This is a genomic window from Streptomyces hoynatensis (genome assembly GCF_003626535.1).
Taxonomy (GTDB): domain Bacteria; phylum Actinomycetota; class Actinomycetes; order Streptomycetales; family Streptomycetaceae; genus Streptomyces; species Streptomyces hoynatensis.
In genome coordinates this window covers 122,978-145,368 of sequence record NZ_RBAL01000004.1, presented here as the reverse complement: position 1 = coordinate 145,368, position 22,391 = coordinate 122,978, and the positions used below count along the sequence as shown (strand labels likewise).

Here is a 22,391-nt window from a genome sequence, read left to right as displayed (position 1 = left end):
CCGCGATGACCGAGCACGCCACGCGCCCGCGCCGCCTCCCTGGGGACGCCGCCGACCTGGTGGAGCTGCGGCCCTGGCAGGAGGCCCTGCGCGCGCAGTTCCCGCAGATCACCGCCGACGAGAGCCTGGCCTACCTGGACAGCGCGGCGACCTCGCAGAAGCCGCGCCAGGTGCTCGACGCCGTGCAGCGGTACCTGACGACCACCAACGCCAATGCCGGCCGCGGGAGTTACCCCTGGGCCAATGAGACGACCGCGCTGGTGGGGCGCACCGCGGACCGGCTGCGGCGGTTCCTCGGCGACCCGGACCCCGGGCGTTCCGGCGTGCACTTCGTCAGCGGGGCCACCGAGGGGCTGCGCGCCGTCGCCCGCGACTGGCTGCCCGGGCTGCTGCGGGACGGGGACGAGATCGTGGTGCCCTTCGGGGACCATCAGGCGAACCTCGTGCCCTGGCGGGAGACCGTGGACCTGCTCGCCCGCGAGGGCCGGCACGTCCGGCTCAGGCCGCTGCCCTGCCAGGCGTCCTCGGGTGACTACGACCCGGCGGCGCTGGCCCGGATGGTGGGCGCGCGCACCCGGTTCGTCGCCGCGACCCACGTCCACCACGTGTACGGCGGCGACATGAACGTCCACCGGATCAGGGAGGTGGTCGGCCCGCGGGTGCCGATCTGCCTGGACGCCGCGCAGGGCATCGGCCACCTGCCGCTCTCCGTGGCCGAACTCGACGTGGACTTCGTGGTGTTCTCGGGGCACAAGGCGCTGGCGCTGCCCGGCTCCGGCGCGGTGTGGGCGCGGAACGCGCGGGGGCCGGTGTTCCGCCCCGGCGGCTGGAGCGGCACCCAGAACACGGCCGGGATCGTCAGCCTGGGCGCGGCCCTGGACTGGCTGGAGGCGGCGGGCGTGCGCCGGGTGAGCCGCTGGACGACGGCCCTGGCCGCGCGGCTGACCGAGGGGCTCAGGCGGCTGGCGCCGTACGAGGTGCTCGGCTGCGGGCTCAGCCTCGCGGCGGACTCGGCCGTGCAGCGCCGGGTGGGGATCGTCACCTTCAGGCACCGCGACATCGGCTCGGACGACCTGGGCTTCATCCTCTACAGCCACGGCTTCATGGTGCGGGCGGACAGCCTGTGCCAGGCGGGGGTGGACGAGCGGGAGGGCTCGGTGCGGGTGAGTCTGCACGTCTACAACACCCCGGGGGAGGTGGACCGGCTCCTGGCCGTCCTCGCTACACTGCGATGAACCGCTTATGGAAACCATTTCCAAAAGGGGTGTCCCGCGCGCCCCGGCGCGGCGCGCGCGGGACGTTCGGGACGTATGCGCAGAAGAAGGGGCAGGTCCCCATGGGTGTGAGCACCGCGAGGGCCCGGCTGTGGGTGGAGCGCTGGGAGCGCCAGCAGCAGCGTTACGCCATCGACCGCGAGGAGCGGTTCACCGTGATCGCCGACGTGGTCGAGCATGTGACGGCGCGGCAGCGCCGCCCGCTGGTCCTCGACCTGGGCTGCGGCCCTGGGTCCCTGGCCGCGCGGCTGGCGCGGCGGCTGCCCCGCGCCGAGATCGTCGGCGTGGACATGGACCCGCTGCTCCTGGCGCTCGCCCGCGCGCACCGGGCACGCGCCGCCCGGTACGTGGAGGCCGTCATCGGCGAGGACGGCTGGATCGAGGCGCTTGGCCTGCGCCGCGCCCCCGACGCCGCGGTCGCCACCACGGCGCTGCACTACCTGCCGGAACCGGCCCTGCTGCGCACCTACCGGGAACTCGCGGCGCTGCTGCGGCCGGGCGGGGTCCTGGTCAACGCCGACCACCTGTTCCAGGACGCGGCCCCCACCTCGGCGGTGACCTGGCACGTGGGCCGCCGCCGGGCCCAGCGGCTGCGCGAGCGCGAGCCGGCGGGGGGCGGGCCCGGCGGGCGCGGCTCCCGGCGGCGGGGCCGCGTGGGTCCCGGGGAACGGCGGCGGGGCCCGGCCGAGCGGGGGGACGGGCAGGGCACGCGCTCCGGCGGGCCGCAACGGGCGGGCGGGCAGGGCTGGTTCGGGGAGCCGGCCGAGCCGCACGAGCCCCGGGCCTCCGGCGAGTCGTGGGCGTCAGGCGAGTCGGGGGATTCCCGCGAGCCCTGGGATTCCTGGGAGTCGTGGTGGCGCGCGATCGCCGGGGACCCGGAGCTGACCGGGCTGTTCGCCGAGCGCGAGCGGCGCCGGGCGGCCGGCTCGGCCGTCGGCAACAACGGCCTCACCCTGTCCCGGCACGTGGCGCTGCTGCGCGAGGCCGGCTTCGACCACGTCAGCCCGGTCTGGCAGTTCGGCGACAGCCACGTCCTCGTCGCCCTCCGCTGACCTGGGCGCCGTTACGGTAGGGGGGCGCGCCCGGACGGGAAACGGTGCGCCGCGGCCAGGCACCGAGGAGGCCCCGTGGGAGCAGTGACCGAGAGCATCACCAAGAACCGTCAACCGGCCGAAGTCCTGCGCGCGATGGCCGCGCGCGCCTACGGGGCCGAGCGCGTGCCCGCGGGCGAGGGCTGGTACCAGGAGCTCGGCAACGGCTGGTTCAACGTCGCCTACCTGATCCGCCTGCGCGACGGCGAGCGGGCGGTGCTGAAGATAGCGCCGCCCGCCGGGGTCGAGGTGATGACCTACGAGCGCGCGGCCATGGCCACCGAACTCGCGGCGCTGCGGCTGATCCGCGAGCAGACCGCGGTCCCGGTGCCCGCCGTCCACTTCCACGACGGCAGCCACGAACTGTGCGACGCCGACTGGTTCTTCATGCAGTACGTCGACGCCGACAACCTGGGCCTGGTGCGCGACTCCCTCTCGCCGGAGGAGTACGCCTCCTGCCAGGAGGCGGTCGGCGCGGCCAACCGGGTGCTCAACGGGATCAAGGGCGAGCGCTTCGGCCCGCTGCTCGGCGGCCCGCCCCGCGGGGACCGGTGGCGCGAGGTGTTCTGCGCCATGGTCGAGGACGTGCTGCGCGACGGGGAGCGCCGCCGGGTCGACATCGGCTGGGACTACGACGCGGTGCGCGCCCTCTTCGCGGAGCGCGGGGACTGCCTGGAGGAGGTGACCGAGCCGGTTTTCGTCGAGTGGGACCTGTGGGACCCCAACGTGATGGTCCGCGACGGCTCCCTGGTGAGCCTCATCGACCACGAACGCGCCCTGTACGGCGACCCGCTGTTCGAGGCGGGCTTCACCGGCGCCGCCTCCGACGTGCTGCCGGGCGACGCGCGCAGCTTCATGCGCGGCTACGGCAAGGGCCCGCTGACCGCCACGGAACGGGAGCGGCGCCGCCTCTACACCGTGCACCTGATGCTGATCATGGTCATCGAGACGGTGTACCGGGGCCACACCGACCCCGCCCAGTACGAGTTCGCGAAGGCACAACTGGCCAAGCTGCTGGGCGAGTTCGGCCTCAGGCCCTGACCGCGGGCCGGGCGGGCGCCGGGCGGCGGCGGGCCCGTTTCACCGCCGGCTCCGGTCGCGGGCCATCACCAGGCCGGACAGGGCGACGACGCCGCTGCCGAGCAGCCCGGCCCCGGCGACCGGCTCGCCCTGGTCGACGAGGTACTTCGCGGTCCACAGCAGCCCGGTGACGCCGAAGGCCGCGAGCACCGCCCCGGCGATCCGGAAGCGGATCTCGACGCGGTCGAGCCAGCGGCGGTGCTCGTACTCGGCCTCGATCTGGCGCAGCATCCGCTCGGCGCTGCCGGGGACGGCCCGTTCCCAGGAGGCGATCTGCTCGGCCACCGGGAGGTCCTGCCAGCCGCCCGGCTGCGCCGGGGGCTCGGGCGCGGGCGGTTCCGGGAAGGGCATGGGCTCGCTCATCGGGCGGCTCCGTCCCGGCCTGCGCCGCCCTCACCCGGGCCGCCGCCCGGCGCGGACGGCGGCGGGGGTCCCAGCCGGTCGTAGGCCGCCGCCAGCATCGCCTCCACGCTTCCCTCCCGCCCCGGCGCCGCCTCGTTGGGCAGGGCGAAGGAGGCCAGGTCGGTCAGCCCGTGCAGGAACGCCCGCCCCCGGCCCGCCCCGGCGGGGGCGGCGGGCGCGGCGGCCTGCCGCCGGGTCCCGGCCCAGGTGGGGCGCCGCGCCGCGGAGATGCCCCACCAGGTGCCGCAGGCCCAGACGGCGGCGAGAAGGGCGGGCCACCACCAGCCGTGCGCCTCGGGCAGCGCCAGGACGGCCGCCACCAGCAGCGTGCCCCCCACGACCGCCGCCAGCACCTGCCGGGCCGCGCGGGGCAGGACGAGCGGCTCCCCGTCCTGCCCGGGGAGCAGGGCGAAGGGCCGCCGGCCGACGTCGAAGGCGTAGGGCAGGGCGGCCGGTTCCCCGAGGGCGTAGGCGCCGGCCGGCTGCTGGGCCCGGCTGTCGGAGGCCGCGGGCAGGGGCGGGCGGACCGCGTCGCCGAAGTCGTGCGGGCCCTCGTCCGCGGCGAACGGCGGAGAGGGAATGCCGGCGGGGTACCCGGGCGGGGAGACGGACGGGCGCAGGCGCGCGTCGAGGGCGTCGAGGAAGTCCCGCGGCCACGGCTCCGCGCCCGGCTCGGGCGCGGTCTCCCGCGCCACCTCGGCGGCCGTGGGCCTGGCGGCGGGGTCGGCGGCCAGGCAGCGCCGGATCAGCGCCTCCAGCCGGTCCGGCAGGCCGCCGAGCCCCGGCACCTCAGCCGCCGGGAGCCGGCGGGCGTCGTCGGCGGGACCCCGGCCTGGCCCGCCGGCGGGCAGCACTCCGGTGGCGGCGAAGGCGAGCAGCAGGCCGAGCCGGAAGAGGTCGGCGGAAGGGCCCTGCGGCCGGCCGGAAAGCTCCTCGGGAACGGCGAGGCCCGCGGCGAACTCCGCCTCCGGGTCGGTCCCTCGGTCCGCCTCCCCCTCCGTTCCCGCGCCCCTCTCCGCCTCGGCGCCCCCGTCCGGTTCGCGGTTCCCATCCTGGTCCTGGTCCGGTTCCCGGTCCGGGTTCCGGTCCCGCGCCACGGCCGGGTCCGCGGGGGGCCGCGCCGGGTGAGGCGTCGGGGCCCCGTCCAGCAGGGGCCCTTCCGCCGTCAGGAGCACGCCGGCCGGCGTGAGGTCCCGCCACACGTGGCCCGCCCGGTGCACGTCGGCCAGCGCGCCGGCCAGCGCGTGCGCCAGCCGGCGCACCAGGTCCGCGGGAAGCGGCCCGGTCAGCCGCAGGGCGTCCGCCAGGCTGGGCGCGGAGACGTACGCGGTGGCGACCCAGGGGACCTCCGCCGCCGGGTCGGCGCCCAGGACCGGGACGATCCACCGGCTTCGCACCCGCCGGAGCGCGTCGATCCTTCGCGCCGCTCCTCGCGAGTCGCCGGCGGGCCCCAAGCCCGCGGCCCGGTCTGGCGTGAGGAGCCGGACCAGCCGGCCGTCCCGGGTGCGCCCCAGGTAGGCGCCCCGGCCGCCCAGCCTGCCCAGCAGGGGGTAGGGGCCGAGGTGGCGTGGGTCCTGCGGGTCGAGCGGTTCCATCGGAGTCCCCCGGGGCGACGACGCCCTGATCGCGTGCCGTGTCCGCCAGGCTACCGCGCCGCCGCCGCGCGGTCATGCCAACCGGCTTCGCCCGCACGCCGGTTGCCGCCCGCGCCGGCCGGGGCGGCGCGGGCCGGGGCAGGGCCCTGGGGCGGCCTCAGCCGGCGCGCCGGGACACCAGGAGGGTGCCGTCCGGCGGCGCCTCGGCGCCGAGCCGGGACAGGTGGGCGTCGAGTTCGGGCCCGGGAGGGTTGGCGCAGCTGAGCGAGACGGCGACCACGCGGGTGTGCGGGCCGATCGCCCCGCGGGCGCGCAGGTCAGCGAGGGTGGCGGCGAAGTCCGCCAGGTTGTGGTGTTCCGGATAGGGCGGCAGGAAGCCGTTGTTGCAGTCGAGCAGCACGAACTCGTAGGTGGGGTGCTCGGCCTCCGGCAGGGGGGCGCCGGTGTCCCAGGCGGCGAACAGGGTGGCGTCCACGTCGTAGAGCAGGGCGGGGCCGACGTGCGGGTCCTGTGGCCAGTGCCTGGCCGGCAGGGCGCGCACCCGGTGGCCGCTGGCGAGTCGGGCCTGGTCGCCCGCGCGCAGCGGCGTCCAGGTGACCGGGTCGTCCGGGGCCACCCAGTCGCGGCACAGGTCGAGGGCCGCGGGCGGGCCGGCGATCTCCAGCGGGGGCAGCCCGCCCTCGCGGGCCGCCCTGGCCTGCCGCCACAGCAGGGGCTGCGGATCGGCGTGGTCGGGGTGGGCGTGCGTGAACAGCACGGTCCGCACCGTGTCCAGGGGCACGGTGGCGCGCCTGGCGCTTCCGGTGTCGAGGAGGAGGGTGCCGTCCACCAGGACGCTGGTCTGCCCGCGGGCCGCCCCGGGCGTCGCGCGGGCCCAGGTGCAGGAGCGGCAGGTGCACCAGGGGTTGGGCCAGCCGTCGCCCGAGCCCGTGCCGAGCAGTCGTATCTCCACGGCTCCGCCCTCCCCTTCCCTGCCCTCTTCCCGCGCCCTGTGGCGCGCCCATCATCGCCGCCGGCCGCCGGGCCCCCACGCCCGGGGGTCACCCGCGAGGCCGGGGCCGCGGCCCACCGGGTGACCCGGCCGGGGCACGCCCCCGCTCCCGCCGCGCGGGGCCCGCCCGCGCACGGAGGGCGTGCGAGCATGACCGCACGGTCACCACCCCGCCCGGGCGGCGCCCCCGCACCGGCGGCGGGACCTGCCGGGCACCCACCCGCGAAGGAGCGCACGATGACGTCCTGGAGCAACGAGGAACTCACCCCGATCGCGGAGGCCGACGAGCTGCGCGTGCAGCCGCGGCGCGCGGACGGGAGCCTGCGGGAGCCGACCCCGATCTGGGTGGTGCGCGACGGAGCGGACCTGTACGTGCGCTCCTACCGGGGGCCCGACGGGGTCTGGTGGCGCACCGCGAAGGCGGGGGGCGCGGGACGGGTGCAGGCCGGGGGCGTCACCAGGGACGTGGCCTTCACCGCCGCGACCGACCCGGAGCTGAACGACCGCCTGGACGCCGCCTACCGCGCCAAGTACGGCCGCTACAGCGCCACTTACGTGGACCCCATGGTGGCGGAGCCGGCCCGGGCGACCACCCTCAGGCTCAGCCCGCGCTGAGCCGGGGCCCGGCCGGGCCTACGTGGCGCAGAACTCGTTGCCCTCCGGGTCCCGCATCAGCCACCAGTGGCCCGCGGGACCCTTGTCGACCTCGCGGACGCGGGTCGCCCCCAGGCTCTCCAGCCGGGTCACCAGCTCCTCCAGGCCGCCCGGTTCGCCGTGGACGTCGAGGTGCAGGCGGTTCTTGCCCGACTTGCCCTCCGGCACCTCCTGGAAGAGGAGCCGCCTGCCGCGGCCGATGCCGCTGACCTCGTCGAACGGGTCCTCGGGGTGGCGGATCGCCGCGTAGCCGCGGAAGGTCCTGCGGCCCCGGTGGACGAGGACCGCCTCCTCGCCGAGCTGCCCGCCCGCCAGCAGGCGCTCCACGAGGGCGCTCGGGTCCTCCACCTCGTACTCCAGGGCCGCGGCCCAGAAGTCCGCGAGGGCGGGCGCGTTCGCGCTGTCGATGACCAGCTTCCACCTCAGTGCCATGTAACTACTTATAATGGTTACATGCCCTCCTCCGCAAACAGCGACCCCGCCGACGGGGAGCCCGCGAACGGGGACCCGGCGAACGGGGACCCCGCAGACCCGGGCGCCGCGCACCGGGGCCTCGTGCTGCGCTCCCACACCGGCGCCGCCTACCGGTTCGACCCGGGCGCGCTGTGCCTGGAGCTGCTGACCACCGGCGGCCCCGGCCCGTTCCGCCGGTACGAGGTCCTGCACCACCCCGGCGACCTCGCCGCCTGGGCGGGCCGGTCCCGGCTGTCCCCGACGCCGGAACTGCGGATCTCGCCGGACGAGGTGGCGCAGGCCCGGCGGGTGCGCGACGCGCTGTGCCGGGTGGTCCTCGCCCACGTCCGCGGCGAGCCCCATCCGCCCGGGGACGTGGCGGCCGTCAACGAGGCCGCCGCCCGGCCCGCGCTGGCCCCCGCCCTCGGCCCCTCCGGCACGCGGCGGTGGGCCGGGACCCCCGACGGCACGCAGCTGCTCGCCACCGTGGCCCGCGACGCCGTCGAGCTGCTGAGCGGGCCGTACGGGCACCGCGTCCGCGTCTGCGCCGCCGAGGACTGCCACCTGCTCTACGTGGACACCTCGCGCCCCGGCCGCCGCCGCTGGTGCTCCATGGAGCACTGCGGCAACCGCCACAAGGTGCGGGCGCTGCGGGCCCGCCGGTCCCCGGAGGGCTGAGCGCCCCGGCCGCGGGGCCCGGCGGGGTGCGCGGGGACGGCCTCGGCCGCCGCGCGCGGACGGATGCTCTAGGGTCCTCGCCTGTGACCGAACCTTCCACGCCCGCGCGCCGCTCCGCGCACGATGCCGCCCACCTGCGCACCACCGCCGACGCCTACGACGCCATCGCCACCGTCTACGCCGAACTCCCCCGCGACGATCTCGCCACCTTCCCCCTGGATCGCGCGGTGCTCGCCGCCTTCGCCGAACTCACGCGCGGCGCAGGTCCCGTCGCGGAGCTGGGGTGCGGCCCGGGTCCGGTGACCGCGCACCTGCGCGACCTCGGGCTCGACGTCTTCGGCGTCGACCTCTCGCCGGTGATGATCCGGCTGGCCCGGGAGGCGTACCCGGATCTGCGGTTCACGGTCGGCTCCATGGACGCCCTCGACCTGGCCGGGGGAGAGCTGGTGGGCATCGTGTCCTGGTACTCGGTCATCCACGCCCCGCCGAAGGAACTGCCCACGTACTTCGCCGAGTTCCGGCGGGTCCTCGCGCCCGGCGGCCACCTCCTGCTCGCCTTCTTCGAGTCGGAGGGCGGGCCCGTCACGGAGTTCGACCACAAGGTGACGGCGGCCTACCGGTGGCCGATCGACGAGCTCGCGGCGCTGGCGGGCGAGGCCGGATTCGCCGAGATCGGCCGGATGCTGCGCGAGCCGTGCGAGGGGGAACGGTTCCGCCGCGGCCATCTGCTGATGCGCAGAGGCGCGTAGCCCCTCCCCGGTGCGGGCCGGGTCAACGACCCTCTTCCGTCCGGGAGTTGCCGGGTCCGCGCCCGCCCGCTCCGGGGGCATACGGGCCGGGGCCGCCCGGGTCCGGCCCGTCACGGGAGCGGGGAGCGTTCCCGAGGCGCGGGCGGGGCCTCAGCGGCGGGCGTGCCGGATCGTCAGCCGCCCCATGCCCATGGTCCCGAAGATCCTGATCCGCGGGCCGCCGGAGCGGGCGCGGCGCCCGGGGCGGTAGCGCGGCGCCTTCCACACGGTGCGCAGGTCCTCGATGTCGACGGTCGCGTCGCGGGGCACGACGATCCTGGCCCGGCCGGTGCCGAGTTGCAGCTCGATGTCGACCGCCGGGTGCTCGAACACCGCCCGGGACAGGTCCAGGTGCGGCCTGCCGAAGGCGGACACCACCTTGAGGGTGCGCGGCACCCGCCAGGCGCCGCCGCGCCGGATGCGCCCGCTGAGGGCGGCGATCGTGGAGGTGGCGCCCCCAGGCTCCTCGGGGAGGGTGGACAGGGCCCGCGCGAGCTCCTGCCGCGTCTTCGCGGTGAGCACCTGATGGAGGCGTTCGTCCATCTCCTCGTGCGAGAGGTGCCCTTCGCTGTACGCCTCCTGCACGCGCCGCACGGCCGCGTCGCGGTCGTCCTCGGCCATCCGGGCGGGCGGGTCTTCCGGCAGGGTGCTCACCTCTTCACTCTAGTGCCGCGGCGCCGGTGCGGACCCGGCGAGGCACGCGGCGGACCCGGCGAGGCACGCGGCGGACCCGGCGAGGCACGCGGCGGACCCGGCGAGGCACGCGGCGGAGTGCGCCGGGCGCGGCCGGAAAAGCCGGAAAAGGAGGTGCGGCTCGGGTGGCGGGCTGCGAGCCTGTCGCGGTGACCCCGAAGGAGACGGCGGCTTGGGTGCGCGCCGCGGCCCGCAACAACGCCGACTGGTGTGCCGCGGTCTGCCGCTCCCACCACATCGGGGGCACCTTCGGCCCGCGGGCCTGGTCGTCCGCCCGCCGCCCGCCTGCGTACTTCCCCGACGCCGTCACCCTCCGCCGGGACGCGGCCCCCGCCGACCTGCTGCCCCGCCTGGGCGCCTCCTCGCGCGCGTACGCGGTCAAGGACAGCTTCGCCGCGCTCGATCTCGCCCCGCACGGCTTCGCCGAGTTGTTCGCCGCCCGCTGGATACACCGGCGGGCGGGGCTCGCCGCCCCCGCCTCCCCGGCGCTGCGCGCCCGGCCGGTGTCCACGGCCGCCGGGCTGTGCGACTGGCAGCGGGCGTGGCACGGCGGCGAGCGGCCCCCGGACGTCTTCCGCCCGGCGCTGCTCGCGGACCCCGCGGTGCTGCTGCTCGCCTTCCACGACCGCCACGGCGGGGAGGAACTCGCGGGCGGCGCCGCGCTGAACCGCGGCGCGGGGGTGGTCGGCGTCTCCAACCTCTTCGCGTCCGGCGGCACCGATCCCGCCGCCGTGTGGTCCGCCACGGTCGCCGCCGCCGCCCGTCACTTCCCCGGCCTCCCCCTCGTGGGCTACGAGCAGGGGGACGCCCTCCACGAGGCGCTCGCCTGCGGATTCGCCACGCTCGGCCCGCTCCGCGTCTGGCTGCGGCACGCCTGACCGCCGCCCCCGGCGCGCGCCGGCGCCCGGTCACCGCGCGTACCCGGTGCGCGCGAGCGGCCCGCCCCCGAGGCGCGCCCGTTTGGGTGGAAATATCCCCTTTACCGGGTTATCGTGAAGGGGTTTGCCGCCAGGCGCCTGGGCGCGCGGCGGCGCGGGAGGCGGCGCCGTCCCGGAGGCGGAGGAGATGACCGAGCTCGACGCGGTGGCCGACCGGCTCTACCGGCTGCGGCCCGGCCGGTTCACCGCCGCGCGGAACGAGGCCGCGGCGCGGGCCAGGGCCGGGGGCGACCGGGGCCTCGCCGAGGCCGTGGGCAGGCTGCGCCGCCCCACGCCGGCCGCCTGGGCGGCCAATCTGCTGGTGCGCGAGCGGCCCGAGGAGGCGGAACGCCTGCTGGAGCTGGGCGGGGCGCTGCGGCAGGCACACCAGGAGCTGGCCGGGGAGCGGCTGCGGGAGCTGTCCGGGCAACAGCGGCGGGTGGTCGGGGCGCTGGCGCGGCAGGCCGTGCGGCTGACGGCCGACGCCGGGCAGCGGATCGGCGCCGGCGCGCAGCGCGAGGTCGAACAGACCCTCCACGCCGTCCTGGCCGACCCGCAGGCGGCCGGCCAGTGGGCGGCGGGCCGCCTGACCCGGCCGCTGAGCGCGCCCACCGGCTTCCGGCCGCCCGCCGAGGGCGACCGGCCCGCGGACGCGCGGCCTCCCGCCGCGGAAAAGGGCGCGCACGGCCGAGAGAAGGGGCGCGCGGCACGGGAACGCGCCCGCCGGGAGGCCGAACGCGCCGCTGCCGGGCTCCGCGAGCGCCGGGAGCGGCGGGAGGCCGCCGCGCAGGCGGCGGACCGGGCCCGCACGGAGCGCGACGAGGCCGGCCGGCAGGCCCGGCGGCTCGCCGGGGAGCTGCGGGAGGCGAAGGAGGCAGGGCGGCGGGCGGAAGAGCGGGAGCGGCGGGCCCGTGGCGAGCTGCGGGAGGCGGAACGGGCGGTGAGCCGGGCCGAACGCCGCGCGCGGGAGGCCACCGCGCGGGCCGAACGCCAGGACGGCGGGCAGGCGGCGTGAGACGGCCGCCGAGGCCAACGGCACTGCCGCGCCGCGGAGAGCGGCGGCGTTGACGAACGGCGCCGGGGTCCGGCGCGGGCGACGGCGAGGAGCACGAGGAGAGCAAGGAGAGCAAGGAGGCTGCGATGGCCAGGGCGATCTGGAGCGGGGTGCTGACCTTCGGGCTGGTCACGGTGCCCGTGCAGCTGTTCACCGCCACGGAGGACCACACCGTGCACTTCCGCCAGTTCCAGCGCGGCACCTCCGACCGGGTCCGCCGCAAGCGGGTCAACGAGCGCACCGGCGAGGAGGTCGCCTACGACGAGATCGTCAAGGGGTACGACCTGGGCGGCGGGGACTACGTCATCGTGGAGCCGGGCGAGCTGAACGACGTCGCCCCGGGCAAGTCCCAGACCATCGACGTCAGCGGCTTCGTCGCACTCGACCGGATCGAGCCGGTGTTCTTCGACCGCACCTACTACCTGGCCCCCAAGGGCGAGGAGTACACGGGGGTCTACGCACTGCTGCGCACCGCCCTGGACGAGGCGGGGAAGGCGGGCGTGGCCACGTTCGTGATGCGCGGCAAGCAGTACCTGATCGCCCTGCGCGCCCAGACCGAGTGCCTGGTCCTGCACACCCTGCACTGGGCGGACGAGGTCCGCGACCCGGCCGGGGAACTCCCCGTGCTGCCCGGGCGGAAGGAGGGCCGCGGCAGGGAACTGGACACCGCGCGGGAGCTGATCGACGCCCTGAGCATCGACTGGCGCCCCGAGGACTACCACGACACCTACGAGGAACGGGTGCGCGAGCTGATCGAGGCCAAGGCCGAGGGCCGGGAGATCGTGGCCGCCGAGGGCCCGCCCGAGGCCACCGGCGTCGTCGACCTGATGGACGCGCTGCGGGCCAGCGTGGACCGGAGCCGCGAACGCCCCTCCCGCGGGGGCGGCGGCACGGGGGAGGTACGGGAGTTGCGGGAGGCACGCCGCCGGGCCGGCGGCGGCCGCAGGCGTGGGGACCGGCCCGCCCGCGGCCGGAAGCGGAAGGACCGGCCCGCCCCGGGCGGGGGCGAGGACCTGGCGCGGCTGAGCAAGAAGGAGCTGTACCGGCGGGCCGGCGAACTGGGCGTGCGGGGCCGCTCCACGATGGACCGCGGCCGGCTCGCCCAGGCCGTCGCCCGCGCGGCCGAGGACCGCGCCGCCTCCTGACCCCTCCGCCTCCTGACCCCTCCGCCGCGCGCCCCGCGGCGGGCGACCCGCCGGCCGCCCGGTGGCGCACGCCGATCAGCGTGCGGGTGGGGTGGCGGGGCGGCGGGGGGCCGTCGTGGGGCCGGCCGGGGCCGGGCGCGGGGGGCGGGGCGCGGGGCGCATGCCGAAGAGGAAGCGCGTCGCCCGCGTCCTGCGCACCGCCCCCTCGTAGAGCACGAGAATCACCGCCAGCGAACCGGCCACGATCGCGGCGTACTTGAGCGCGATCGGCAGGGGCAGGCCGACCACCGCGTAGGCGAAGGCCACCACCACCGGCTGGTGCAGCACGTACAGCGGCAGCGCGGCGGTGGTGAGGTACGCGCGCGCCCTGGCGCCTCGCCCGGCGCGGCGGGGGCGCGTGCCCGGCTCGCGGGGGGCGGCGGCGCGCGGCCCGGCCCGGTCGAGCAGTCCGAGGAGGGCCAGCACCCAGCACCACCCGGCCGCCCCGAACAGCGCCCTGGTGGCCAGCGCGAACGGGCCGCCGTCGGTGAACGGGTCGTCCCCGGCGACGAATCCGGGCGCGCAGGCGGCGAACAGCAGGAGCCCGAGCACGCCGGCCGGCACGGCGTGGCGGCGCAGGAGGGGCCGCAGGCGCGGGTCCTCGGCCAGGGCGTAGCCCCAGAGGAAGAACAGCAGGTAGGCCCAGCGGTTCCAGCCCGCGAAGTCCTCCTCCATGCCAAGCAGCGAGTTCAGCAGCGCCAGCGGCAGCGCGGGCAGCAGGAGGAGGACCGGGTGCCGCGCCGGCGCGGCACCCACCCGCTCACCCCAGGCGGCGAGGGGCGCGGCCACCGGCGCCAGAAGCAGGCAGAAGGCGAGCAGGAGCACGACGAACCACAGGTGCCCGGTCTCGAAGTGGCGGCCGCCGAGCACGAAGGGGAAGTCGCCCGGCTCCACGTGCACGTCGAGGAAGCGGGGCCAGAAGCGCCAGTAGGGCTCGTGATAGCCGGGGTCGGCGGCCCGGAGCCGCAGCCACTGCGGCAGCGGGTTGAGGGCGAGGGAGGCGAAGACCAGCGGAACGCCCAGGCGCAGCAGGCGTTCCCTGGCGAACCCGCCGGGGCCGCGGCGGCGCACCGAGTGGCGGGCGCCGAGGCCGGCGACGAGGAACAGCATCGGCATCGCCCACACCACGCCGAACCCGGCCAGCACGGTGACGGCGCCGGTGGTCTCCGCGTTCTTGACGTAGAAATCGTCGTCCGGGGCGAACACGAGGGCGGCGTGGAAGAAGACCAGGCCCAGCACGACCAGGGCGCGCAGCGCGTCGAGTTCCCCGCGCCTGGCCGCCGGAACCGCCGGCTCGGCGTCCGTGCCGTCCCCGCCGCCGTCGTGTCTGCCGCCGCTGCCGCCTCCGGCCCCGCCGCCGCCTCCGGCCCCGCCGCCGTGTCTGCCGTCGCCGCCGTCCATGCCCGTCTCCACTCCCCCGTTTCCCCGTCCACGCCCAGTGTGGAGGAAGGGAGGTGCGGCGGACAGCGTCGTGCCGGAAGCGGTCTCCTTCGCCGCGCGGGACAGGGGGTCGGCGGCGAGTCCCGGCGCGAACGCCGCCCGCAGCCCCACCCGCGCCCGGACGGCGGGCCGGGTACGCCTCGGCCGGCAGCGGGTGAGTGGCGGCGTGGGCGACGTTCGCGAGAGAGGAGCAGCGGCCGTGGGGCGGCCGGTTTCACCGTCGTATCCGCAGGTTCGGGGACGGTGCCCGATCAGAGCCCGGTGGCCAGCCAGACGGTCACGGCCGCAGTGGCGATGAGCCCGGCGTTGAGCGTGATCCGGCGGTCTTCGCCGGTCAGGTGGACGGCGATCGCACCGGCCTGCAGGAGTACGAAGCCGAGGGCCGCGGCCAGTGCCAGCCAGGGGGCGATGCCGGTCAGCGGCGGCAGGATCAAGCCGGCCGCGCCGAGTATTTCGACCGCCCCCAGCGCCCTGAGGACGGGCAAGGGTACGCGATCGACCCAGGCCATCATCGGCCGGAGCCGATCGCGGCTCCGGCTCACCTTCAGCGTGCCGGAGTAGAGGTAGAAGAGGGCGAGCAGCCCCGCGACGATTCCATAGGCGATGTTCATGGTTTCCCGTTCATGGGCCACCGGTTCGCGGGGGCCCGTCGATTGCGTTGTCTGCCGGGGAGCCCTGGCAAGGCCCGGCCCGTCGTCCGGGGGACCCGGACGCCGGAGGCGGGAGCGCCACGGCCCCGGCCGGCCGGAAGGAGGGCGGCCTGACGTGCCGTCCCGTCGGCGTCAGGCCAGGTCGGTGGCGGGTTCGGTGGCGTAGCGGCTCATCGCGCCGGCCGTGGCCTGCGGCGTCGGCGGCCGGCCACCGGCGCGCATCTCCCGGAGGTCCCGGACGATCCTCTCGCCCTCGCCGGGCCCCACCACCGATACGGCGGGGCGGCCTGCGGCTCGCTGGTCCTTGCTGCTTCGGTCATGCTCACGAGTGCACCGCCGACGCCCCGCCGGTGTCCAAAACCCCTTCCGCAAGGCCGATACCTCGTGGGTATCGTTGCAGCGTGGAGCTACGGACCCTGCGCTATTTCGTGGCGGTCGCCGAGGAACGCCACTTCGGCCGGGCCGCCGCCCGACTGCACATGAGCCAGCCGCCGCTGAGCCGGGCGATCAAGCAACTGGAGGCCGATGTCGGGGCCTTGCTGTTCACCCGCTCGTCCACCGGCGTCGCGCTCACTGCGGTGGGCACCGTGCTGCTCGACGAGGCGCGGGCCCTCCTCGACCACGCCGACCACGTCCGGGCACGGGTGAGCGCGGCGGCCGGCGTCGCGGCCCTCACCGTCGGCATCCTGGGCGACGGCACCGACCCGGGAGTGTCACGGCTGGCCGCCGTCTATCGCCGAAGCCACCCCGGCATCGACATCCGCATCCGCGACGCCGATCTGAGCGACCCCACCTGCGGGCTGCGCGCCGGACTGGTCGACGTCGCCCTGACTCGGGCGCCGTTCGACGAGACCGCCCTGACGGTGCGTGCGCTGCGGGCCGATCCGGTCGGGGTGGTCCTGCGCGCCGACGATCCGCTGGCCCGCCGCGACCGGCTGCGGCTGGCCGAGCTGAACGACCGCCGCTGGTTCCAGTTCCCGCAGGGCACCGACCCCCTCTGGCAGTCGTACTGGAACGGCGGCAGGCCGCGCGAGGGGCCCGTGGTGCGCGCCGTCCAGGAATGCCTGCACGCCGTGCTGTGGAACGGCACGGTCGGCCTGGCCCCGCTCGGGCACGACCTGCCCGCAGACCTGGCCGCGGTGCCGCTGATCGACATGGCGCCGAGCCGGGTGGTGGCGGTGTGGAACGAAGGCGACAGCAACCCACTGATCCGCTCCTTCGTCAGGATCGCGACGGCCGCGTACCGCCCCTGAGCACCGGCACCTGCACCTGCACCTGCACCTGCACCTGCACCGGCGCTGCCGCGGCTCGTGCCCGAGGCGAACGCCGCGGCCCTCGGGACTGCGCGGGGTGCGCCTTGGGCCGCCGGTGAAGGCCGGCGGGAGGCGGGTGCCGAACGGGACCCGGCCGGAGGGCCCGCTCCTCGGCCGGGGTGGGGCGTGCACGCGTTCCCCTCCGGAGGGGCCCCCGGGGGCTGTGCGCCGAGGCTTGAAGGGAGGGCGGGGCGGGCGGGAGCCGGGGTCGGATATCGTCTGTCGATATCGGGGTCCGTAGGGGAGGCCCCGGGCGGCCGAGGAGGAGGGCGATGGGCGGACCCTCGCCCGGGCGGGACGCGCCGGAGCGGCTGCGGCGGCGGCTGGGGCTGCCGGACGCCGTCGTGATCGGCCTGGGGTCGATGATCGGCGCCGGGATCTTCGCCGCCCCGGCCCCGGCGGCGCGGGCCGCCGGTTCCTGGCTGCTGCTCGGCCTGGCCCTCGCCGCCGTGGTCGCGTACTGCAACGCCACCTCCTCGGCGCGCCTCGCGGCCCGCCACCCGGCCTCGGGCGGCACCTACGTCTACGCCACGCAACGGCTGGGCCCGTTCTGGGGCTACCTCGCCGGCTGGGGCTTCGTCGTCGGCAAGACCTCCTCCTGCGCGGCGATGGCCCTCACCGTCGGCACCTACGTGTGGCCGGGGCAGGCGCGCGCGGTCGCGGTGGCGGCGGTGGTGGCGCTGACGGCCGTGAACTATGCGGGAGTACGCAAGTCCGCGCTGCTGACCCGGGCGATCGTCGCGGTGACCCTGGTGGTGCTCGCGGCCACGGTGACCGCCCTCCTCGCCTCCGGCCCGCCCGGCACCGCCCGCCTGGCGGGCGGCCAGGGCGCCGGCGTGGGCGGGGTGCTGGAGGCCACCGGCCTGCTCTTCTTCGCCTTCGCCGGGTACGCGCGGATCGCCACCCTGGGCGAGGAGGTACGCGACCCGGCCCGCACGATCCCGCGGGCGATCCCGCTCGCGCTCGGCATCACCCTGCTCGTCTACGCCGCGGTCGCCGTCTCCGTGCTGCTGGTGCTCGGCCCGCGGCGGCTCGCCGAGGCGGGGGCGCCGCTGGCGGAGGCCACGCGGGCCGCGGGCGCCGGCGGGCTCGTCCCCGTCGTCCGGGCCGGCGGGGCCGTCGCGGCGCTCGGCTCCCTGCTCGCCCTCGTGCTCGGGGTCTCGCGCACCATCCTGGCGATGGCCCGCGACCGGCACCTTCCGCACGCCCTGGCCGCCGTCCACCCGCGTTTCGCGGTGCCCCACCGCGCGGAACTGCTCGTCGGCGCCGTGGTGTCCGTCCTCGCGGCCACGGCGGACCTGCGCGGCGCGATCGGGTTCTCCTCCTTCGCGGTGCTCGTCTACTACGCGCTGGCCAACGCCTCCGCCTGGACCCTCACTCCGGCCGAGGGCCGCCCCCACCGCCTGATTCCCGCCGTCGGGCTCGCCGGCTGCCTCCTCCTGGCCTTCGCGCTTCCGCCGCCCTCCGTCCTCGCGGGCGCGGCGGTGCTCGCCGCCGGGGCCGCCGCCTACGCGCTGCGGCGCGCCCGGTCCGCCCGCGGCTGAGCGCGCGCCGGCGCCGCCTGCCGCGCGGACCGGCACCGCACCGGCCCGTGCGCCGCCGCACGCACCGGCCCTGCGCCGCGGCTCAGGGCGCCTCCTCGCCGAGGACCTCGCGGGCCAGTTCGCGCAGCGCCCTGCGGTCCTCGGCGAGCGCCCGCCGGCCCGCCGGCGTCGCCCGGTAGACGCGCCGGGTGCGGCCCTCGACCACCCGCTGTTCCGAGGCCAGCAGCCCCTCGGCCTCCAGCCGGTGCAGCGTCGGGTACAGGGTTCCCGGGCTGATCCGGTGGCCGTGGCGGGCGAGTTCCCCGGTCAGCCAGGCCCCGTGGACCTCCCCCTCGGCCGCGTGGTGCAGGATGTGCAGCCGCACCGCGCCCCGCTGGAACTCCCGCACCGCAGCCCACCTCCGGCAGTGAAGAAACCGATATCGGCCCCCGATCCTACGCGGGCGGGCGCCCCGGTTTCCGCAGGCTCAGAGCGGGCCGAGGAGCGCCCGGGGGTCCGCGTCCAGCGCCAGCCTGGCGAGGGGGCCGAGCAGCCGGCGCTCCTCGTACCGGAAGTGGGACTCCATGATCGCGGAGAGTCCGTCCAGGTGCCGGGACACCTCGCCGGGCGGGGCGCCGGAGGCGAGCGCGCGCTCCAGTTCCCCGAGCAGGGCGGCGATCAGCTCGTGGTCCTGCGTCAGCTTGGCGAGCGTGGGCCGCAACTCCGGGTGGCGGGCGGCCAGTTCGGGGAACAGCCCGGCGTCCTCGCGGGCGTGGTGCCCGCCGAGGGCGGCGCAGAACCCATGGCAGTACAGCAGGAGGTCGGCGCGCGCCGAGGCGCCTTCGCCGGTGTGGAGGGACTCGCGCGCCAGCGCCAGGGCCCGGCGAAGTCGCCGGTGGGCGGCGGTCAGTTCACGGTGCCAGGCGATGAGCCTGTTCTGCTCGCCCTCAGTCACGGGCGGGGAGCGGGGAAAGGGTCATCGAGACCGCCTTCCGGTCCGGCGCCTCCATGCCTGACGCGGTCCGCCACCGGCACGCGACGCTGCCCGCAGCATAACGGCGGGCCGCGGCGGCCCGTCAACGCCCCCACCCGCGGGCCGCACGCCCCGGCCCCCACGCCCCTGGGCCGGCGCCCGGCTGCCGCCTGGGCGTGGCGGGCCGCGAGGAGGGCGGGGCGGCGGCCGGCCGGTGAACCTCCGGGGAGCCGGCGCCGCGGGCTCAGGGCAGCAGCCGCCGTTCCTTTGCCACGGCCACCGCGCTCGCCCGGCTCTGCACGCCCAACGTGCCGTAGAGCCGCTTCAGATGGGCCTTCACGGTCGCCTCGCTGACGAACAGTTCCCGGGCGATCTCCCGGTTGCCCAGGCCGCGCGCCAGGTGGCGGAGGATGTCGCGCTCCCGGTCCGACAGGCCGGGGCGGGGGCTGCGCAATTGCGCCAGGACCCGGCCGGCGACCGGCGGCGACAGGGCGGCCCGGCCGGCCGCGGCCTCCCGGATCGCGGCGAACAGCTCCTCGGGCCTGCCCGCCTTGAGCAGGTAGCCGGTGGCCCCGGCCTCGATGGCGCGGCTGATGTCGGCGTCCGTGTCGAACATCGTGAGCACCAGCACCCGCGGCCCCGCCCCGCCGTCCGCCTCCCGGGCGGCCGTCAGCCGGCGGGTCGCGGTCACGCCGTCCATGCCCGCCCCGAGTTGCAGATCCATCAGCACCACGTCGGGCCGCACCCGCGCGGCCATCGCCAGGGCCTCCTCGCCGCTGCCCGCCTCCCCCGCCACCTCGATGCCCTCGGCGCTCGCCAGCAAGGCGCGCAACCCGGCGCGCACCACGGCGTGGTCGTCGCACAGCAGCAGCCGGATCGGGGCGGCCGCCCCACCGGGATCGGTCATGCGCGCTCCTCCTCGCCCGGGGCCGCGGCGCCGGCGGCGCGCAGCGGGACGGCGACCGAGACCACCGTGCCCTCGCCCCGGGCCGACTCCACGGTGCAGGTTCCCCCCAACTGCCGCGCCCGGGCCCGCATCGCCGGCAGCCCGTGCCCCCGCCCCGGCCGGGCGCCTGGCGCACGCCCCGGCTCGTGTCCCACCACGCCCGTCCGGTCCGCGCCCGTCCGGTCCGCGCCCGCCCAGTCTGCCAAAGCCCGGTCCGCGCCCGCCCGGTCGGCGGGAGCCCGGTCCCCGGGAGCCGGGTCCCCGGGAGCCGGGTCCCCGGGGGTCGGGAAGTGGGCCGCCGGGTCGAAGCCCCGGCCGTTGTCGGCGACGTCCAGCGCGATCCGGTCCTCCAGGCAGGTCAGGGTCACCACCGCCCGCGTCGCCGCCGCGTGCTCCCGGACGTTGGCCAGCGCCCCCTGGGCGATCCGCAGCAGCGCCGCCGCCACCCGCTCCGGCAGGGCGCCGGGCGTGCCGTCGACCCGGCACTCCACGCGCAGTCCCCGGCCGCTCTCCCGCTCGGCCAGGGCGGCAAGCGCCTCGGGCAGGGCGCGTTCCAGCAGGTCGGCCGGGGCCAGCGCGTGCACGAACCTGCGGGCCTCGGCCAGGCTGCGGGAGGTGAGCGCCGCCGCCTCCCTGACGTGCCCGAGGGCGGCCTCCGGGGCGGTGTGCCAGGTGCGTTCCGCGGCCTGCAGCAGCATCCCCTGGCTGGACAGCGCCTGGGCGAGGGTGTCGTGGATCTCGGCGGACAGCCGCTGCCGCTCCGCCAGCACCCCCGCCCGCCGCTCGGTGGCGGCCAGTTCGCGGCGGGCGCGGACCAGGTCCCCGATCAGCCGCCGCTGCCGGGCCGTCTGCCGTTGCAGGTGGACGAGCACGGCGGTGGCCACCGCGGCGAGCGCGGGCGGGGCGACCACCGTGTTCGGGTTGAGGGCGCCCTCGGACACCCGGATCTCGGAGGCGACGACCAGCGCCGTGAGCCCGGCCGCCACCGGCACCGACAGGCGCGCGGGCAGCGTGTGCAGCCCCGCGAACAGCAGCGGCATGGCGCACCAGGTGGCGCTCGGCGCGACGCCGAGCAGCGCGATCCACACCGCCGACACCGCGCCGAGCCAGGCCAGATGACGCCCGGCGGGCCGGGCGCCCGGCGGCGGCGGGGGCGCGAGGGCCGGGCCCAGGACGTACAGCAGGAAGAAGGCCGCGAACAGCCCGGGCACCCACGGGCCGCGGCCCTCGCCGGTGTGGTGGATGAGGTAACGCCCCAGCGAGGAGGCGAACAGCAGGAGGAACGCGGCGTGTACGACCGCCCGCAGCCACCGCCCGTCCGGATCGGACCCGCCGTCCCGGCCCGCGCCGCCCTCCCGGCGCGCCGCCGGGTCCCCCGCGGCGTCCCCCGAAGTTGCGCCTTCGGCCGCCCGTTGCGCCGTCCGTTGTCTCGCCCGCACGGCCACCGCCGCCTGGGGCACCCCGTCCTCGTCCACGCTCCCGACCTCATTCGCCGGCGCTCCACCGGCGTTCGCCGGCGCGGCGCCGGAGTTCACCGAGCCTGCCCGGCCGCGTTCCCGGCCCGGCCCCGCCGCCGGGGCGAGGGCCACCGGCCACCGCACTAGCGTGCCCGACGCCGCACCGCAATACCCAACCGGGTGACATCCGGTTCCCCAGTCCGCACCGCCGGCCCAGCCTGTCGCGCCCGCCCGGCCGCCGCCCGAGGACCGAAGCTGACAGCGGGTTCCGCATCGCCCGCGGGGCCCGTATCCGGCAGTTCCCCCGCCGCCGACCGAAGGGAAGGAAGTCCCGTGCCCGGCAGGAACCTCACCGTCAACCGCGCCACCCTCCGCCACCGGGTGGGCTACGCGCTGCGCCACCCCCAGCGGGTGCCGCGCCACCTGGCCCGCGCCACGCGGGACGCCTGGCTGCGCTACCGCTCCCCCGACCACGTCTCCTACTACCGGGCGGTGATGCGCTCCGACACGCGCGCCAACCCGGAGGCCGCGGTCGGCAGCCGCACCCACGAACGGTGGCTGGCGCTGGGCGCGTTGCAGTTCGACTACCTGGCCGGCCACGGGCTGCGGCCCGGGCACCGGATGCTGGAGATCGGCTGCGGCAACCTGCGCGCGGGCTGGCGCTTCATCCGGCACCTGGAGCCCGGGCACTACTACGGCGTCGACATCTCGCCTGACATCCTGCACGCCGCGCAGGACACGATCGTGCGGATGGACCTCCAGCCCCGGCTGCCCACGCTGACCCCGGTGCGCGACCTGCGGCTTGACTTCCTGCCCGCGGGCCACTTCGACGTGGTGCACGCGCACAGCGTCTTCTCGCACTCCCCGCTCCCGGTCATCGAGGAGTGCCTGGCCCACGTCGGCCGGGTGCTGGCGCCCGGCGGCTGGTTCGACTTCACCTTCAACCGGACCGAGGGCGAGGAACACCAGGTGCTGCGGGAGGACTTCTACTACCGCACCGAGACCCTGCTCGCGCTGGCCGAAAGGCACGGCCTGAGCGCGCGGTTCATGACGGACTGGGAGGAACTCCCGCACGGCCAGTCCAAGATCCGCGTCACCCACGGCCAGGAGGCGGGGCCGGCCGGCGAGGCCGGGTAGCCGGGGGCGGCCAGGGGCCGGCCCGGGGCGCGCCCGCCGGGGCGGCGTGAGAACCTGGCCGGCGGCGCGCCGGCGACCGGGCCGGCCGCCGGCTTTCC

General features: G+C 77.2%; 23 protein-coding genes. 12 read left to right on the top strand and 11 right to left on the bottom strand.

Translation table 11 applies throughout. The features are described from left to right. Nucleotides 1-5 precede the first annotated feature (5 nt). The 3 genes from D7294_RS08800 to D7294_RS08790 all read left to right on the top strand — a co-directional run bounded on the left by D7294_RS08800 (nucleotide 6) and on the right by D7294_RS08790 (nucleotide 3,406). Nucleotides 6-1,235 carry an aminotransferase class V-fold PLP-dependent enzyme gene (locus D7294_RS08800; protein WP_120677358.1) on the top strand — a complete coding sequence of 410 codons (1,230 nt, stop codon included), beginning with the start codon at nucleotides 6-8 and terminating at the stop codon, nucleotides 1,233-1,235. A 101-nt stretch (nucleotides 1,236-1,336) separates the two neighbouring features. Further along, nucleotides 1,337-2,326, top strand: coding sequence for a class I SAM-dependent methyltransferase (locus tag D7294_RS32995; protein ID WP_241562209.1), 990 nt, complete (start codon nucleotides 1,337-1,339; stop codon nucleotides 2,324-2,326). Nucleotides 2,327-2,401: 75 nt separating this feature from the next. Continuing rightward, a complete protein-coding gene (locus D7294_RS08790) occupies nucleotides 2,402-3,406 on the top strand; it encodes a phosphotransferase family protein (protein WP_241562208.1) in 1,005 nt (334 codons plus the stop codon). A 39-nt stretch (nucleotides 3,407-3,445) separates the two neighbouring features. Here the strand turns inward: D7294_RS08790 and D7294_RS08785 are convergent, their stop codons facing one another. The 3 genes from D7294_RS08785 to D7294_RS08775 all read right to left on the bottom strand — a co-directional run bounded on the left by D7294_RS08785 (nucleotide 3,446) and on the right by D7294_RS08775 (nucleotide 6,394). Further along, a complete protein-coding gene (locus D7294_RS08785) occupies nucleotides 3,446-3,808 on the bottom strand; it encodes a DUF2335 domain-containing protein (protein WP_120677356.1) in 363 nt (120 codons plus the stop codon). Then, the gene (locus D7294_RS08780; protein WP_120677354.1) at nucleotides 3,805-5,442 is read right to left on the bottom strand and encodes a protein kinase family protein; all 1,638 of its coding nucleotides are present in this window, start codon (nucleotides 5,440-5,442) and stop codon (nucleotides 3,805-3,807) included. The genes D7294_RS08785 and D7294_RS08780 overlap by 4 nt, the downstream gene beginning before the upstream one ends. A gap of 157 nt (nucleotides 5,443-5,599) precedes the next feature. After that, nucleotides 5,600-6,394, bottom strand: coding sequence for an MBL fold metallo-hydrolase (locus D7294_RS08775; RefSeq protein ID WP_120677352.1), 795 nt, complete (start codon nucleotides 6,392-6,394; stop codon nucleotides 5,600-5,602). A gap of 276 nt (nucleotides 6,395-6,670) precedes the next feature. On the opposite strand from D7294_RS08775, the gene D7294_RS08770 reads away from it, so the two are divergent. After that, nucleotides 6,671-7,048 carry a DUF2255 family protein gene (locus D7294_RS08770; RefSeq protein ID WP_120677350.1) on the top strand — a complete coding sequence of 126 codons (378 nt, stop codon included), beginning with the start codon at nucleotides 6,671-6,673 and terminating at the stop codon, nucleotides 7,046-7,048. An 18-nt stretch (nucleotides 7,049-7,066) separates the two neighbouring features. Here the strand turns inward: D7294_RS08770 and D7294_RS08765 are convergent, their stop codons facing one another. Next, a complete protein-coding gene (locus D7294_RS08765) occupies nucleotides 7,067-7,519 on the bottom strand; it encodes a VOC family protein (RefSeq protein WP_120677348.1) in 453 nt (150 codons plus the stop codon). 21 nt (nucleotides 7,520-7,540) lie between these two features. Here D7294_RS08765 and D7294_RS08760 point away from each other — a divergent pair, with 21 nt between their 5' ends. Together D7294_RS08760 and D7294_RS08755 are read left to right on the top strand one after the other, a co-directional pair. Then, a complete protein-coding gene (locus D7294_RS08760; protein ID WP_120677346.1) occupies nucleotides 7,541-8,218 on the top strand; it encodes a CGNR zinc finger domain-containing protein in 678 nt (225 codons plus the stop codon). 83 nt (nucleotides 8,219-8,301) lie between these two features. Next, a complete protein-coding gene (locus tag D7294_RS08755; protein WP_120677344.1) occupies nucleotides 8,302-8,967 on the top strand; it encodes a class I SAM-dependent DNA methyltransferase in 666 nt (221 codons plus the stop codon). A gap of 150 nt (nucleotides 8,968-9,117) precedes the next feature. Here D7294_RS08755 and D7294_RS08750 read toward each other — a convergent pair whose 3' ends face one another. After that, complete coding sequence (locus tag D7294_RS08750; RefSeq protein WP_120677342.1) at nucleotides 9,118-9,660, bottom strand: DUF1707 SHOCT-like domain-containing protein; 543 nt, start codon at nucleotides 9,658-9,660, stop codon at nucleotides 9,118-9,120. A 188-nt stretch (nucleotides 9,661-9,848) separates the two neighbouring features. Here D7294_RS08750 and D7294_RS08745 point away from each other — a divergent pair, with 188 nt between their 5' ends. From D7294_RS08745 to ku, 3 genes are all read left to right on the top strand, one after another. Further along, the gene (locus D7294_RS08745) at nucleotides 9,849-10,577 is read left to right on the top strand and encodes a hypothetical protein (RefSeq protein ID WP_241562207.1); all 729 of its coding nucleotides are present in this window, start codon (nucleotides 9,849-9,851) and stop codon (nucleotides 10,575-10,577) included. Nucleotides 10,578-10,764: 187 nt separating this feature from the next. Further along, entirely contained in the window at nucleotides 10,765-11,631 is an 867-nt protein-coding gene (locus D7294_RS08740; RefSeq protein WP_120677882.1) for a hypothetical protein, read from the top strand. 125 nt (nucleotides 11,632-11,756) lie between these two features. Continuing rightward, complete coding sequence (gene ku / locus D7294_RS08735; RefSeq protein WP_120677340.1) at nucleotides 11,757-12,815, top strand: non-homologous end joining protein Ku; 1,059 nt, start codon at nucleotides 11,757-11,759, stop codon at nucleotides 12,813-12,815. Nucleotides 12,816-12,890: 75 nt separating this feature from the next. Here ku and D7294_RS08730 read toward each other — a convergent pair whose 3' ends face one another. Then, a complete protein-coding gene (locus tag D7294_RS08730) occupies nucleotides 12,891-14,255 on the bottom strand; it encodes an acyltransferase family protein (protein ID WP_120677879.1) in 1,365 nt (454 codons plus the stop codon). Between the two features lie 290 nt (nucleotides 14,256-14,545). Further along, nucleotides 14,546-14,905, bottom strand: a complete 360-nt coding sequence (locus tag D7294_RS08725) for a DoxX family protein (RefSeq protein ID WP_120677338.1) — start codon at nucleotides 14,903-14,905, stop codon at nucleotides 14,546-14,548. A gap of 440 nt (nucleotides 14,906-15,345) precedes the next feature. On the opposite strand from D7294_RS08725, the gene D7294_RS08715 reads away from it, so the two are divergent. Then, a complete protein-coding gene (locus tag D7294_RS08715; RefSeq protein WP_241562206.1) occupies nucleotides 15,346-16,197 on the top strand; it encodes a LysR family transcriptional regulator in 852 nt (283 codons plus the stop codon). Between the two features lie 332 nt (nucleotides 16,198-16,529). Next, nucleotides 16,530-17,801 carry an APC family permease gene (locus D7294_RS08710; protein ID WP_120677336.1) on the top strand — a complete coding sequence of 424 codons (1,272 nt, stop codon included), beginning with the start codon at nucleotides 16,530-16,532 and terminating at the stop codon, nucleotides 17,799-17,801. Nucleotides 17,802-17,883: 82 nt separating this feature from the next. On the opposite strand, the gene D7294_RS08705 is transcribed toward D7294_RS08710, so the two are convergent. The 4 genes from D7294_RS08705 to D7294_RS08690 all read right to left on the bottom strand — a co-directional run bounded on the left by D7294_RS08705 (nucleotide 17,884) and on the right by D7294_RS08690 (nucleotide 21,006). After that, entirely contained in the window at nucleotides 17,884-18,189 is a 306-nt protein-coding gene (locus D7294_RS08705; RefSeq protein ID WP_120677334.1) for an Rv3488 family transcriptional regulator, read from the bottom strand. A 78-nt stretch (nucleotides 18,190-18,267) separates the two neighbouring features. Next, nucleotides 18,268-18,735, bottom strand: a complete 468-nt coding sequence (locus D7294_RS08700) for a hemerythrin domain-containing protein (RefSeq protein WP_120677332.1) — start codon at nucleotides 18,733-18,735, stop codon at nucleotides 18,268-18,270. A gap of 262 nt (nucleotides 18,736-18,997) precedes the next feature. Further along, entirely contained in the window at nucleotides 18,998-19,660 is a 663-nt protein-coding gene (locus D7294_RS08695) for a response regulator (protein WP_120677330.1), read from the bottom strand. Further along, a complete protein-coding gene (locus tag D7294_RS08690) occupies nucleotides 19,657-21,006 on the bottom strand; it encodes a sensor histidine kinase (RefSeq protein ID WP_120677875.1) in 1,350 nt (449 codons plus the stop codon). The genes D7294_RS08695 and D7294_RS08690 overlap by 4 nt, the downstream gene beginning before the upstream one ends. 483 nt (nucleotides 21,007-21,489) lie before the next feature. On the opposite strand from D7294_RS08690, the gene D7294_RS08685 reads away from it, so the two are divergent. After that, entirely contained in the window at nucleotides 21,490-22,293 is an 804-nt protein-coding gene (locus D7294_RS08685; protein WP_120677328.1) for a class I SAM-dependent DNA methyltransferase, read from the top strand. The last annotated feature ends 98 nt before the right edge of the window (nucleotides 22,294-22,391 follow it).